The 14455-nt window shown below is 31.7% G+C and carries 11 protein-coding genes and 1 CRISPR repeat array; of the genes, 5 read left to right on the forward strand and 6 right to left on the reverse strand.

All coding sequences use genetic code 11. From position 1 onward, the window contains the following. The 6 genes from SULYE_RS08490 to SULYE_RS00890 all read right to left on the reverse strand — a co-directional run. Nucleotides 1-323: hypothetical protein (locus tag SULYE_RS08490; RefSeq protein WP_043989013.1), on the reverse strand; the 323-nt coding region annotated here is incomplete at its 3' end. Nucleotides 324-325: 2 nt separating this feature from the next. Further along, a complete protein-coding gene (locus tag SULYE_RS00870) occupies nucleotides 326-2449 on the reverse strand; it encodes an HsdM family class I SAM-dependent methyltransferase (protein ID WP_007545602.1) in 2124 nt (707 codons plus the stop codon). 195 nt (nucleotides 2450-2644) lie between these two features. Continuing rightward, entirely contained in the window at nucleotides 2645-3892 is a 1248-nt protein-coding gene (locus SULYE_RS00875) for a TniQ family protein (protein ID WP_007545603.1), read from the reverse strand. A gap of 13 nt (nucleotides 3893-3905) precedes the next feature. After that, nucleotides 3906-4838, reverse strand: a complete 933-nt coding sequence (locus SULYE_RS00880) for a TniB family NTP-binding protein (protein WP_007545604.1) — start codon at nucleotides 4836-4838, stop codon at nucleotides 3906-3908. Nucleotides 4839-4850: 12 nt separating this feature from the next. Then, the gene (locus tag SULYE_RS00885) at nucleotides 4851-6716 is read right to left on the reverse strand and encodes a Mu transposase C-terminal domain-containing protein (RefSeq protein WP_007545605.1); all 1866 of its coding nucleotides are present in this window, start codon (nucleotides 6714-6716) and stop codon (nucleotides 4851-4853) included. Nucleotides 6717-6726: 10 nt separating this feature from the next. After that, complete coding sequence (locus SULYE_RS00890) at nucleotides 6727-7365, reverse strand: TnsA endonuclease N-terminal domain-containing protein (protein ID WP_007545606.1); 639 nt, start codon at nucleotides 7363-7365, stop codon at nucleotides 6727-6729. A 103-nt stretch (nucleotides 7366-7468) separates the two neighbouring features. On the opposite strand from SULYE_RS00890, the gene SULYE_RS00895 reads away from it, so the two are divergent. The 5 genes from SULYE_RS00895 (at nucleotide 7469) to mltG (ending at nucleotide 14366) form a co-directional block, all read left to right on the forward strand. Next, nucleotides 7469-8197: an ATP-binding protein gene (locus SULYE_RS00895; RefSeq protein ID WP_007545607.1), complete on the forward strand. Its 729-nt coding sequence runs from the start codon at nucleotides 7469-7471 to the stop codon at nucleotides 8195-8197. Nucleotides 8198-9158: 961 nt separating this feature from the next. Further along, nucleotides 9159-10819: direct repeats of the CRISPR family, unit length 29 nt; unit sequence GTTACATCTGAACCGTGTGGGTTATAAAG. 441 nt (nucleotides 10820-11260) lie between these two features. After that, entirely contained in the window at nucleotides 11261-12556 is a 1296-nt protein-coding gene (gene leuC / locus SULYE_RS00900) for a 3-isopropylmalate dehydratase large subunit (protein WP_007545609.1), read from the forward strand. A 217-nt stretch (nucleotides 12557-12773) separates the two neighbouring features. After that, complete coding sequence (locus SULYE_RS00905; protein ID WP_007545610.1) at nucleotides 12774-12965, forward strand: YgaP family membrane protein; 192 nt, start codon at nucleotides 12774-12776, stop codon at nucleotides 12963-12965. Further along, on the forward strand, nucleotides 12962-13399 hold the full coding sequence (ruvX, locus tag SULYE_RS00910; RefSeq protein ID WP_007545611.1) for a Holliday junction resolvase RuvX: 438 nt from the start codon (nucleotides 12962-12964) through the stop codon (nucleotides 13397-13399). The genes SULYE_RS00905 and ruvX overlap by 4 nt, the downstream gene beginning before the upstream one ends. Next, a complete protein-coding gene (mltG, locus tag SULYE_RS00915) occupies nucleotides 13374-14366 on the forward strand; it encodes an endolytic transglycosylase MltG (protein ID WP_007545612.1) in 993 nt (330 codons plus the stop codon). Before ruvX ends, mltG begins: the two co-directional genes overlap by 26 nt. The last annotated feature ends 89 nt before the right edge of the window (nucleotides 14367-14455 follow it).

Genomic DNA, 14455 nt, shown 5'->3' on the forward strand with positions numbered 1-14455 from the left:
TCTTTAGAGATTAAAATATCTCCTTTGCGTAAGTCAAAATCTTTAAATGCTGAAGGAAAGATTGGTACTGCACATTGAATGTCATTTAGAATAGGTAAAAAATAATTTGATTGCAATGCTTTGGTTCTTATAAAATAAAATTTTGATTTGCTTGTATAGGAGAATGAGCCAATTTCTTGTCCATTCGAGGGTTTTTCTGAAAGCAATTCTCGGATACTTTTTATATTTTTATTCTTGAATAGGACAGTCTTATAACTACATGATGACAATGATTCTTTTTCTCTCAAATTCTCACAATGAGTAGTTCTTTGTACGTATTCCATAGTTATTCCCCTATAAAAATGTCCCTTAAAGTTTTTTCTTGACTTTTTGCCCAATTTCTAAATTCTTCTATTGTTTCTGTAAATTCTTCGTCAAGTAAAGGGTTGCCCTTCTCATCTGTTTCCACATCAAATGTTTGTTCGTTTATTTTCCAGATAGGATTATAATACTTTACCCTTTTTGATGTTCTCACTTCATATCCAACTCGTTTAATATCCTTAATGAAAACTTCATAGTTTTGATTTTTCAATTTTTCTAATTCTTCCTTTTTTGGTTTATAAGCAACTATTATAGTTGTGTTTACTCCTGTGTCTGCAAATATATTTGGCGGAAGATCAAAAAGTGCTACTATTCTCATATTTTCAATAAACCATCTTCGTGCTTTCTTCCATCTATCTATTGATGCAATACTGTTTGATAAAATTATCCCCATCCTTCCGTTTTCTTTCAGCAACCTGACCGCATTTTCTAGAAAAATAAGTCCTAAATCTATCCAATTGCCCTGCTTATTCAAATGCCAAAGTTCATAGCATTCAGCAATCTCTTTGTCTTCAGTTGTAAAAGCTTTATATGCTCGATCTTCACCAAAAGGCGGGTTAGTCAAGACGACATCAAATTTTTTTAGTTCTGTTGTATCTGGCCAATTATCCCAGTTGCCATTTTTGTGATAATTAGGGTTAAGCTTGACAACTTTTCCATCAATATCAATTTTATGATCAATAGATCCCTTGTCTGGGATATAGTATAACTTGGCATTTCCATCACCGTTTAAAAGCATGTTTAATTGGGCAAGCATAATCATTTGCCGATCATTATCAATTCCATATAAATTATCGTCCTTTAATTTAGGATTAGAATTCACAAAACTTAAAGAGAGAAAGTCAGCAATTCCAACGCACGGATCAATAACAGTTTCATTGCCTCTTGGATTAACTATTTTTACCAAAAAGTCTATAAGCCATATAGGGGTTATAAATTGTCCTTTTCTTTCCTTTGCAAATTCGTTAGCAAATCTGTAAAAAACTAATTGATATATATCCGTTTTGTATGAGTTAACAAATGAATAATCTTGAAAATTTTCTACTATAGATACAATTGCAGAAATATGCGACGAGTCTTTAAAATTGATAATAGATTGTCCTAATATTGTTCGATAACTACCCTTTGCCTCGTTGTAAAGATTCTCAATCCTGCGAATGAATTGTTGAATGGACGGATCAGCAAGGGATGAATAATTCCTTTCGTCTTGTGATATATAGAATTTTAAAGTTCTATTTTTATCTATTTTATTAGCTTTTTCATCAAATATTTTTAATGCCAACATTTGTATTAATATCTCATAACCTATTTGATTGACAAGCCCCACTTTATCTAAAGTGCGGAGTATATTAGACAAGGAGTCATTGATTTGTTTTGTGTGGATACTAGATATTACTTCTAAATCATCAGTGGTCCGTTGGGTTCTGTCAATCGTTGTGGGCTTGACTATTTTATTGATATCATTAAACGAGGGGATGATAGAGTAGCTATCTGGTAAATATAGAGATAAATCTTTAATTCCGCTGTTTTCTCCTTTTTCATTTTTTGACTCATCGTATCGTAGGATTTTATTGCCCGATTTTTGAAATATCCAGAGTCTCTCGGTATCATAATAAAAACCGATGACAAATTTTCTATCTGACTCTTTCATTGCAGGTTTTAACTGCTGATTAATATATTTTTCAATGTCTCGCCCATCTTCTTTTTTAAATTCTATAACACCAATGAGATGATTTCTCAACCATTCCAGAGATGACTGATCTTTATTCTGCCAAAAATTATGATAATGATGCAACCAATTAGAGTCGTCAAAAATAGCCCCATCTAATATTATTGGTCTTGAGGATGGATTGCCTTTTGGAAACCAAACCTCAACCCCAATAAAATCTTTAGGACAAAGACCACTATGAATTAAAGCATATATAAATTGCCATTTATAGTATTCCTCTGTATTTTCTCCTTTTTGATTTTTTATGCTTATGTTTTGGATAATTCTTCCATTTACTGGGACCAAGCTTTGGGGCAATACGGTTATATTTTTGTATCTTTCGTCAAACTCAACTTTTGCTTCAAAGAAAGATTTTGCCATATTTCAGACCTCCAACAAATGGGTATTAGTATTCTAAAATGCCAGAAAAAGTTCTATCATGGAAAGAATTCTTATAATTAATTTCTATAATCTTTGTAAACATTTATTGTAACACCATTTAATGTTCGATAAATATATTTTTGCAACTTTACAAGGTGTCGTATTTTTTTGAAAAATTATAACATGCTACCTTGTTTAGGTTTTGTTATCTTCTACTATCTTTTTCAACACCTTTGCCTTCTTGTTACTACAAAAATCTATCCCAGTCCATTTTGCTAAATTTCTTAAACTAACTCTTATACCATTTTTCTGCATCCATTTAACGGCATTTCTAATCATTTCTTCAGTTACTATTTGATTATTTATACCTACTTGGTAATTGCTTATTAAATCAATATACCAATAAGGTGGATTATAATCGCTTCCTTCTTTGAATGTATTTAGAATGTAAAAAGATAGATTATTATCCTTTACAAACTTATCAAAGCTTTCTCTATCCTTCAAAATGTCGTAAATTGCTGTAAATAGAGAAATGCCTTCTTTTACTTCCAAGAAATCTTCAATAAACCTGCTTTTAATTTCTTTTTTGCTTTTCAAAGGATAGTTATGTAGCTCAATTTCTGTTTGTAATATATCGTTTCTTCTATATTCATCCAAGTAAATTAACTTAGCTAACTTTTTTACAGTCCAAAAGTAGAAAATTGAGTAATAAGGCTTGTTTTCAAAAATAAAATAGCCATTATTTAAGATCTCTAACATTTTCTTTTGGTTTTCTACAGCCTTAGATTGGCTTGATACTTTTTCATTTTCTGCCTTATGAAATTCAAAGCCACAAAAAGGACAGTTAAAGAACTTTATGCCTTTTTTTCTTTTTGTTATTGTAATTGGGTTGTTACAGGATGGACATCTATCAAGTAAATAGCAGTTGTGTTTTTCGCATACATTTACAAATAATAATCTCCATTGTTTTTTGAAATAGTTGTTCTCTCTCAGACAGTAGGGACAATATTTTAAGCCGTAAGATTTTGAATAACTTCCTTTTATCTTTACTGTTGATATCAAGTTATTTCTTGAATTATCTCTTATTGTTTCTGACAGATAACTTTCATAACTTTTTAGTCCTGTGTTGTATATGATAGTTTTACTTATTCTTGTTTTTTGACTAAAAATTTCTGCTAACTCAGAGTCCAAAACTAAATCCATATCTCTTGCTGTTAGTCTTTTATCCCTAAGAAAAGGAAAGTATATGTTTAGAAAAGTGGATACTTGGCAGTCAAATTTGGCAGAAAGTCTTGCAATCCATGATGAGAAAAGCTCATCTTTGAAAGGTGTTAGTGGATTTGGAATAACTGCATTGGCTAATGTCTCTCTGTAATCGTCTTTTTGGACTCTATATCTGTATAAAAAGTTTCTGTCTGAATAAAATCTAAATTTTTCGTTCATTTTAGAAATCCATTCATATTTCTTGTGCGTAAATTTTTGAGTTGTCTACAGTTATATAATCAATTTCATTAAATAGCTTTATATCTATCTTCTCTTTCTTTTTCTCTATAGCTCTTATAGCCATTTTGTTTATTATTGAAATAATATCTCCTGTTATCCCATTTGTCACTTGGTGTATTTTTGTAATAAATTTTTCATCTGTATAGATGTAAGATTTTTCTTTTAGAGGCAGTGTTAATTCAATAGATTTAAGAAAAGCTCTAAATTCATCATCTATTTCCCAATTTTTGATTTTTATAGGCTTGAATCTGCTTTTTAGCTGATGGTCTCTATTAACTAAAGACACAGCTTCCTGTACGCCTACTAAAACGATAGGAATTCTTAATATATTTGATAAGTTTTTTATTGCATTGGTAAATTCTTTCTGCTGGTTTGCAGAACCTGTTAGTCCATTGTGAATTTCATCAATTATCAGCATTTTTACTTGGAAATCCTCTATGTATGTTGCTATTTTAACTTCTTTTTGTGTATCGCTATCTGTTGTTCTAAAAGGAACATGCAATGCTGTAAGGATATTGTCATATAGTACTTTATAGTTTGCTTTTACGGGAGCCAATACACACAAAACAGGAATTTTTGTTTGTATATCGTTAGGATCATCTTGGCTGTTTTTCATTTTTGCATATCTTTTGACAGTATGGGTTTTTCCTATATTTCCGTCTCCTACAAATAGATAAGACTGCATTCTATCCTCTCTTGGTGCATAGTATAACTCATCAAGCATTTTGAATATAGCTTCGGCTTTGCTGTGTCTGATAAATTTTGGCTTTCTGATAAACTCTATTCTTTCTTCATCTGATGCATTATCTCTGATTTCTTTGACAATTGGCGGGATTAAATGTTCGTAGTCTTCATAAAAATTATTGTTTTCTACTTTTTGGCTCATGGCTTTATCTCCTTAAAAATCAAATTCTATGTCAAAGGGTTTTATTTCATTTGGTTTTTTAATTTGCGTTTGTGGTTTTTCTTCTGTTTTATCGATAGGTTTTTCTAATTTTTCTGAGACTTCTTTGGAGCTTAATTTAGTTTTATTGCTTTCTATTTGTTTTCTCATTAACTTTGTTTTTTCTCTTGCTTCTTCTTCCATTTTTCTCAGTTCTTTAATTGCTTCGTAGATTTTATACGATGTTATTTTCTCTCTTCTTTCTCTTAACATCTCTTTCGCCTTTTCTAATTCCCACAAAGTAGTTCCCGGTGGAATTGGTGTTTTACAGTAAATTTCTATATAATCCTGTAGATTTTCATCGTAGAAATATATTTTCGTTATGTCTTTTGGATCATACTTGATTTCATATTTTTTATTATCTCCTGCGTATCTTACAAGAATATCTGAGTAGTAGTGTAGATCTTTAAATCTTATTCCTTCTTTTGATACATTCCTGTAATCAGATTTCAGCAGTGATATTCTTGCTATTCTTAATTCATCTTGGCTTAAGACTCTTATTCCAAAGTTTGATTTAGTTAATCCTTCTTTAAATTTTTCATAAGGTGTTAATCCTTGTAGTCCGTCATGCGGTTTTTGATGATAGTAATTAACTATCCAATAAACTATAAATTTCTCAAGTTCTTTTAGGGTAAATACAGCTTCTTTTTCTGGATTGTATTCTCTCTTTTCTTTTGTGTTAGAAAAGGTTGTTCCGCTAACGTTGTGCAGTTCTTTGTTTAAAGTTCTTATAAATCTTTCAACGTGTCCGCCGTAGAATGGTTTTCCTACAGGTCTATATACTAAGTTTATTCCAAAAGTCATGCAGAATTTCTCAAGATTAGTTCCGTCAAATTCTGCCGCATTGTCTGTATGAATGTTAACAGGTATGCCATTAATATTCCAATCTCCTTCTATTCCAAGCGTTTCCAAGTAATGATTTTTGTTTATCAGTCCCATATATATAGCCTGTCCTACTGAATAATAGCTTGGAGGGTCTAATGATATGTAAATTCCATAAACCATTCTGCTGTAAACATCTAAGGCTACCGTTATGTAAGGTCTTCCAATAGGTTTTCTGTCTATTTCTGATACTACTTGAATGTCTAAAGGAGTATGGTCTATCTGTATCCATTCTAATGGATAGTTTGCTTCAAATGAATTTTTCGCAGGATTTATTGTGCTTAAATACTTATTTCTGCCTTCACGTTTTTTGTATATGGTCTCTCTGTCTATTTCTTTTAGATAGTAAAGTAATGTGGTATAGGCAATAGGTTTTAGCTTTTGGCTTATAAGTTCAGCATTAATTTCCTCGTAAAGCCTTTTAGCAGATATTCTTTGATGAGTCAAATATCTTTCCTTTATCATTTTGTCAATTATTTCTAAAGCTTTTTCTCCTATCCTTTTTTTACCCTTACCGCCACGTCTTTCGTATCTTGGCAATAGTCCATATATAGTTTCTCCACTTTTTTTGTATCTTTCCATCCATCTGTATATTGTGGATAGATGAACGTTATATTTTTTAGCAATTTCTTCTCTTTCTTTAACTGATTTGGCATTCATGACAGCTTTGACTATTTCAAGTCTTCTCTGTGCCTCTTTTAATAATTCTTCATCTATCTTGTCGAAAGGAGTCAGTTTTTCATCTTCTTGTTTATTCTTTTTTTCGTATTGTTCCAATAATTTCTCTTGTAGATTAGATAATGGTATGATAATTAATTGATTATAGCTTGTATCTCTTAAAACTACGTCTATGGTATTGTTTTCAGTATTTAGGCTATAATTCTCAATTATGTATTCTTTATCAAGCTCAATCACTTTTCCTTTCTTAATTTCTATCATTAGCTTAGCCTCACGTTTGGTTTATACATATTAGAGTATTGCTGTTTAATCCATTTTCAATATTTAATATTTTAAGTTCTTTGTTGGCTATTAGCGACAGTATATATCCCTTTATTTTTGCATTTTCTATTGCATCGTAGTAAGTAGCTAAATTATTAAACAGGTCTTGAAAGGAGATTTTTTCATGACTTTTAACAATTTCTAAAATTTTCTCTTTATATTCTGCTGGAACTTTTGTTTGGGTATGCTGATGAAGTGCCATTGAAACCTGTACAATGTTTTGATTTATATCTTTTTCTGTGATGATTAAAAATTCCATATTGTTTTCTTGACAGTATTGTTTTAACGTTTCTATTTTCTTTGCTAATTTATCGTCCATATTTTTTAATTTTTCTGATGGCTTAATTTCTACAAGCTGTTTTTTGTCTTTCCTTTCAACTAAAACATCTGGAACGTATATATCTACCTTTAGTGGCTGTGGTAAGTATCTAATAACATCATCATCTATTTCAAGCATACAAAAATAGTCTCTTTCAAGTAGTGATTCGTGATATACAACCATTTTATTTTTATAACTATACATTTTTCCTCTAACAGAAACTCTTTTTGTTGGAATGTTTCTTACACCCACTCTTTTCTTTCCTTTCATTTTTATCTCCAAACTATTTCCAAATTTTCGCAATAATTATATTAAATTTTCCAAAATTTTGCAATAATTTTTGTAAGTTTAATGAAAAGAGTTTTTTAGGAAATTGTTGATTATCAATGATTTAAGTAAAATTAATTTCGCAATAATTTTTGAGTTTTACAGGGGAAGTTTTCCAAAACCCGGTGAAGTGTCTTTGGCACACAACGGTGTTTTGTTTTTAGACGAACTACCAGAATTTAAGAAATCTACCTTAGAAGTTTTAAGACAACCGCTTGAAGATAAGGTTGTTTCTATATCAAGGGCATCAGGAAAAATAGAATTTCCTGCAAATTTTCAACTTATAGCAGCAGCTAATCCTTGTCCATGTGGCTATAAGCTTGACCCTAAAAAAGAATGCAGATGTACGCCGGCAGAAATAAAAAGATATCTCGGCAAAATCTCAGGACCACTTTTAGATAGAATAGACTTGGCAGTAACGGTTTTACCGGTAGCACCAGAAGAGCTTGCAAACAAACCAGAAGGCGAACCTTCGGCTAAAATAAGAGATAGAGTTTTAAAAGCAGTAGAGATACAAAGAAACAGATTTAAAAACGAAAATATCAAATTTAACAGTCAAATGACACCAACACATATTGAAGAGTATGGAAATATCACAAAAGAAGCAAAAGATGTAATGCTTAATGCTACAAAAAGATTTAATCTCACAGCAAGAAGCTTTCATAAAGTTTTGAAAGTGGCAAGGACTATAGCAGATTTAGAAAACAGCGAAAAAGTCTTACCTAAGCATGTTTTTGAAGCTATAAACTATAAAGTAAATGAAAATCTGTTTTAGATGGAGTTTAATCTATTACATAAACACCTTTTCAGTCTTGCATGTTTGAGCGAGTTTCTTAATTTCTGCTGAAACTTTTCCAAAAATCAAAATCGCCATTCTGCAGCCGGAGAAGAATCTCATATTTTCTTTTCAAGTCAAAAGACCGAAAATGAGATCCTTCACTACGTTCAGGATGACAAAGAACGACCTAATGGTGTCATTCTGAGCAAAGCGAAGAATCTCATTTTTCTTTTCAAATCAAAAATCAAAAGATGAGATCCTTTGGCTTACAGTCTCAGGATGTCGCAGAAAGTTAAGCTTGCAAGATTTTTTAAACAGCTTTCATTTTCTGCTTGACATGTAGAAAATTTTTTTGTATATTATTATTTAGATTTTTAATTTTTTTACTGAACCTTGGCAATTGAATAGGTTAGCCCACACAAGCTTAATTTACGTGAGAACGTGAAATGTGAGAAGTGAGACGTTGGAGATTGGTTTATCAATAATTTAATGATTTTTGTTTGATTGATTGATGACTTAGTGAGATGACTTAAAAGTCAGTGAAGCTAAGGTATTGATAACTTGATTTTATTTTTTGATCTTTGATTAGAGCTTGCGTAATGATGGTTTGAAATGGATTTTTTGAAAAGTAGTTATAAGTATTTGTTGAATTAAGTTTTTTGATTTTGAAATTTTTAGTGCTTAAACCTTTGAAAATTTGTAATTTTTTGTTTTAAAATTTTTTGAGATCGGCAAGTTAAAGAGTGATATTTGCAGCGGGCTTCTGAGTTTATGGTTTTTGGAAGTTGGCTTGTGATAGGAAGTTAAAGGATAAAATATAATAATATATTTTCTGTATATCGAGGTTTGCTGCAAAAAACTTCAACTTGCAGGTTTTTTAAAAGTTTGGTATAATATTTATCAGAATATTGATAGAATAAGCTATAAGCGATTTTATTTTTAAGTAAAAATTTAACGGGTTACATCTGAACCGTGTGGGTTATAAAGAAACCATATCCATACCTCCTAAAAAATTTTTTTTAAAGTTACATCTGAACCGTGTGGGTTATAAAGTTCTAATTTTTCTTGCCATTTATTTCCGCTACATTTAGTTACATCTGAACCGTGTGGGTTATAAAGTTCGATCATGCTTAAGCTTCCGTCAGAATGTATATGTTACATCTGAACCGTGTGGGTTATAAAGTAGTAGAAATTTTTATTCTACTTACATCTGCTACAAGTTACATCTGAACCGTGTGGGTTATAAAGAAGCTTTCAAAAGTCTTAAAACAACAAATATCAAAGTTACATCTGAACCGTGTGGGTTATAAAGCTATATCATCAAGTGATGCTGTTTCTTCTGGTTCTACGTTACATCTGAACCGTGTGGGTTATAAAGCAATTATTATAACAATCTTGATAAGATTTAAAATATGTTACATCTGAACCGTGTGGGTTATAAAGTTGTTTCGGGTGTTTGTTTCAATTTTAAAATTGATTTGTTACATCTGAACCGTGTGGGTTATAAAGTCAAACTCTATGTAGAAACGTTGCCCCTTTTCCCTTTGTTACATCTGAACCGTGTGGGTTATAAAGTTATCTGTTTATTAATTTCTTTTAGATGCTTCTCATGTTACATCTGAACCGTGTGGGTTATAAAGGTAATATACTGTTCTTTCGCTTACACTGAAAATTCTTGTTACATCTGAACCGTGTGGGTTATAAAGAATTAACAGCAACATTTAAAGAGTCTTCATTTTCAAGTTACATCTGAACCGTGTGGGTTATAAAGTTGCATAGCAAATCCTGATTCTCCTGTTACTTTTACGTTACATCTGAACCGTGTGGGTTATAAAGAAAGATTTAAATAATGATCTCAACTCAGAAGAGCTTGTTACATCTGAACCGTGTGGGTTATAAAGTTTCTCATATGTTTCCTTATCTACATAGATGCATTTGTTACATCTGAACCGTGTGGGTTATAAAGTCAGGTGGTATAGTATGCGAAGTATTTGATAAATTAGGTTACATCTGAACCGTGTGGGTTATAAAGGTGTTATATTAAGAGTAGCTTTTTCTTTTACTACTTGTTACATCTGAACCGTGTGGGTTATAAAGGTGTTATATTAAGATTAGCTTTTTCTTTTACTACTTGTTACATCTGAACCGTGTGGGTTATAAAGGTGTTATATTAAGATTAGCTTTTTCTTTTACTACTTGTTACATCTGAACCGTGTGGGTTATAAAGATTTTTCCAATTCTTCTATTATGATTCGTTTCACAGGTTACATCTGAACCGTGTGGGTTATAAAGATTCTTCCATAATAAATAGCCTGCTACAACAGCTGCGTTACATCTGAACCGTGTGGGTTATAAAGTCATACACTATGGATAAATACTACAATGACTACAAGGTTACATCTGAACCGTGTGGGTTATAAAGCAATGTACTCGAAGTTTTTTGTGTAGTTCTTGATTTCGTTACATCTGAACCGTGTGGGTTATAAAGTATTCTCAACATGTATCTGGAACCACCTCTTAAGATGTTACATCTGAACCGTGTGGGTTATAAAGGTTGTTTTAACTGGGGAGCCTAAAAACTTTGGTTTGGGTTACATCTGAACCGTGTGGGTTATGTAAGGTGAAACGTGAGACGTGAGATGTGAGACGTTTTAAAAGAATGATGATGTTTAAATTATTTCCACGTTTCACTTTTCACTTTTCAATTCTCACGTTAAAGTTACATCTGAACCGTGTGGGTTAGAAAAAAGTAAGTGTATTTTCAAGCTACTCTTGATTATTCAGCTCAGCCTGATATGGAAGTAATCTTATTATCATTCTGTCTTGATATCTTTTAAATCAAAAACAACTTCACAAAAGAATAACTTCTTATTACACAATAAAAACACTATCTTTAAAATCTATGGCTTACTTTGTTGAAAGCTTTAAACTTTCTTTTCTCAAATTATTGATAATTTAATTGTTTAGCTTAAGTTTAATAGTGATTAGAGTAATAATTTAGCAATTGCTAATATGCTATAATTATCAATCCTATCTATTTTAATTTGGAGGTTTATAAATATGGGTATGACAATAACTGAAAAAATAATAGCAGCACATGCAGGTAAAGATTATGTAGAACCGGGAGAGCTTGTAACTGTTAAAGTAGACCTTGCTATTGCAAACGATATTACAGCTCCGCTTGCAATAAAACAGCTTGAAAAATATGGCATAGATAAAGTTCATGACCCAAATAAAATCGCTCTTGTTATGGACCATTTCTTCCCGCCAAAAGACATTATGTCTGCTCAGCAGATTAAAATCTCAAGAGATTTCGCTAAAAAAATGGGAATTAAAAATTACTTTGAAGGTCAAGATAGTGGAGTAATGCATACACTACTTCCAGAAAAAGGTTTTATAGTTCCAGGTGATTTGGTAATTGGTGCAGATTCACATACATGTACTTACGGCGGAATTGGTGCTTTTTCTACAGGTGTAGGTTCTACTGATATTGCCTACATATGGGCTACAGGTGAAACATGGCTTAGAGTTCCGGAGAGTATGAAGTTTGTATTTTATAATAAGCCACAAAAATGGGTTGGTGGAAAAGATTTTGTTTTAACAGTGATTGGAAAAATTGGCGTTGATGGTGCATTGTATAAAGCTATGGAATATCATGGAGAAGCGATCAAAGCTCTTGATATAGATAACAGACTTACAATCGCTAATATGGCTATAGAAGCAGGTGGAAAAAGCGGAATCATTGAACCGGATGAAAAAACTGTTGAATGGGTAAGAAAAAGAACAGACAGAGAGTTTAAACTCTATAAATCAGACCCAGACGCTAAATACTGCTGTGAGTATGAATTTGATGCAAGTAAAATAGAGCCTGTAGTTGCATGTCCAAGCTTGCCATCAAACGTAAAACCTGTTAGTGAAGTAGCCGGAACACATATTGACCAAGTATTTATAGGCTCATGCACAAATGGAAGACTTTCAGACCTAAGAATAGCGGCAGCAATTTTAAAAGGTAAAAAAGTACATCCAGAGGTTAGATGTATTGTAATACCTGCATCAGACCAAATCTATAAACAAGCATTACATGAAGGTATAATTGAAATATTGGCAGAAGCGGGGTGCTTGATAAGCACATCTACATGTGGTCCATGTCTTGGTGGTCATATGGGTATTCTTGCAGAGGGTGAGGTTTGTTTATCTACATCAAACAGAAACTTTGTGGGAAGAATGGGACATCCAAAAAGCCAAGTATACTTATCAAGCCCTGCAGTAGCTGCGGCGTCAGCGGTTCTTGGCAGGATTGTACATCCTGATGAAGTTGCAAAATACGAAGAAGTTGAAACGCTTATAACTTTATAAATACCTTAGGTGAGAAATTAGTGGTTTTTATAAAATTTAAAAAGGAAATCCTTGGGCTTACAGCCTCAGGATGACAACTAAATGTTGATTGATAGGCATCAGAGAAAGGATAACCTTTTTTGTCATTCTGAGCGAAGCGAAGAATCTCCTACTTTTATTGAATTTCTCACCCTACGTTTTGAAACACTTATAACTTTATAAATGGAGGTAAGCTGTCATGGCATTGTGGGATGCACTTGTAAGAATTTTAGTAGGTTCAATACTTGTATTTTTTGGAGTTGAAAAAGGTGGTGTGTTTGTAATTGCAACGTTTGTTGGCGTTGTGTTAATATTGACAGCAATCACAGGATTTTGTTTGATATATAAGATAGCCGGCATATCTTCCAAGGAAGAGCCTGCACAAGCTTGAGTAGAATTTTAGGTCTTGACATAGGGTTAAAAAGGATTGGCGTTGCTGTAAGCGATCCGTTTGGAGTTACAGCAACGCCTCTTGAGTTTATTCTAAACGACGAAAAGGTATTTGAAAAAATCAATGATTTAATAAAAAATTATAAAATCTCAAAAATAGTTATTGGACTACCCTTAACGCTAAAAGGTGAAGAAGGAGAGCAAGCAAGATATACAAAAGACTTTGCCGAAAATCTAAAAAATCACATTCCACAAGATATAGAAATAATCTTTATAGATGAAAGATTTACATCATCCTTAGCAGAAAAAACATTATCACAAACAAAAAAGAAAAACAAAAAAGAAAAAATAGACAGCTTGTCTGCAGTTTTTATACTTCAAACATATCTTGACAGGTTATCTTTGAGCAATGAAGCGACTGATTATAGCTATTAGTCTAATATCTTTAATTTTCTTAGAACTTTTATCTTTATTTTTTTACAAAAAAGATGTAAATGCAGAAGTTAACATTGAAAAAGGTCTAAAAACAGTAGAGATTGCACAAAAACTTGAGGATGAGAATGTAATATTAAATAAATATCTTTTTGTCATTTTAGCACTGATAAAAAATCAAACACTAAAATCCGGATTGTATGAGTTTAAAGGAAAGTATTCTGTAATAGATGTTTATGAAAAGATAGCGAAAGGAGAGGTTAAGCAAAAATACTTTACTATCATACCCGGAGAGGACTTAATAGATATTGCAAACAAGCTTGAAAAAGAAGGGATAGTTAAAAAGGAAAAATTTTTAAAGTATGTATTTGATGAAAAAAATGTCAGAAAATATGGACTTGTAGGAAGCTCTTTTGAAGGCTATTTTCCACCGGAGAGTTATGCAATTTCAGAAAAAGAAACTGTTGAAACATTGATAAAAAAGTTTTTAAAAGTCTTTGAAAAAAGATATTTGCCTTACAAGCAAAAAGCAGAAAGCAAAGATTATTCAGCGTTTTATAAAAAAAATCTATCTTTTTATGAAGCAATGATAATCGCATCTATGATAGAAAAAGAAGCATACTATGAAGAAGAAAAGCCAATCATAGCCGGAGTTATTTTTAACAGATTAAAATCTGACATGAGGCTTCAGATTGACCCAACGGTCATTTATGCTTTAAAGCTTGCTAATAAATGGGATGGGAAGCTAAATAAAAGTGATATGGTTATAGATTCTCCATTTAATACTTATAAAGTCAAAGGTCTTCCACCAACTCCAATTTGTAGTTTTACAATCTCTTCGTTAGAAGCCGTGTTAAATCCAACCAAATCCAACTATTACTATTATGTTTTATCAAAAGACAGGAAAAGACATATCTTTTCAGAAGAATACGAGACCCATTTAAAGAATATAAAAGAAAATTTGAAGTGATGTTTATTAAGCATTTGTTTAAAATCTTGAGTGAAAAATTGGTGGATTTTTATAAAATTTAAAAATGAGATCCTTCGGACTTACGTCCT

This window comes from Sulfurihydrogenibium yellowstonense SS-5 (genome assembly GCF_000173615.1).
In the GTDB taxonomy this organism is placed as follows: domain Bacteria; phylum Aquificota; class Aquificia; order Aquificales; family Hydrogenothermaceae; genus Sulfurihydrogenibium; species Sulfurihydrogenibium yellowstonense.

What these genes read in the sequence shown, in the direction of transcription:
- SULYE_RS00890 (WP_007545606.1), bottom strand. Translation starts at nt 7,365, where the DNA reads ATGAAAGGAAAGAAAAGAGTGGGTGTAAGAAACATTCCAACAAAAAGA.
- SULYE_RS00875 (WP_007545603.1), bottom strand. Translation starts at nt 3,892, where the DNA reads ATGAACGAAAAATTTAGATTTTATTCAGACAGAAACTTTTTATACAGA.
- leuC (WP_007545609.1), top strand. Translation starts at nt 11,261, where the DNA reads ATGGGTATGACAATAACTGAAAAAATAATAGCAGCACATGCAGGTAAA.
- SULYE_RS00885 (WP_007545605.1), bottom strand. Translation starts at nt 6,716, where the DNA reads ATGATAGAAATTAAGAAAGGAAAAGTGATTGAGCTTGATAAAGAATAC.
- SULYE_RS00905 (WP_007545610.1), top strand. Translation starts at nt 12,774, where the DNA reads ATGGCATTGTGGGATGCACTTGTAAGAATTTTAGTAGGTTCAATACTT.
- SULYE_RS00880 (WP_007545604.1), bottom strand. Translation starts at nt 4,838, where the DNA reads ATGAGCCAAAAAGTAGAAAACAATAATTTTTATGAAGACTACGAACAT.
- SULYE_RS00870 (WP_007545602.1), bottom strand. Translation starts at nt 2,449, where the DNA reads ATGGCAAAATCTTTCTTTGAAGCAAAAGTTGAGTTTGACGAAAGATAC.
- mltG (WP_007545612.1), top strand. Translation starts at nt 13,374, where the DNA reads ATGAAGCGACTGATTATAGCTATTAGTCTAATATCTTTAATTTTCTTA.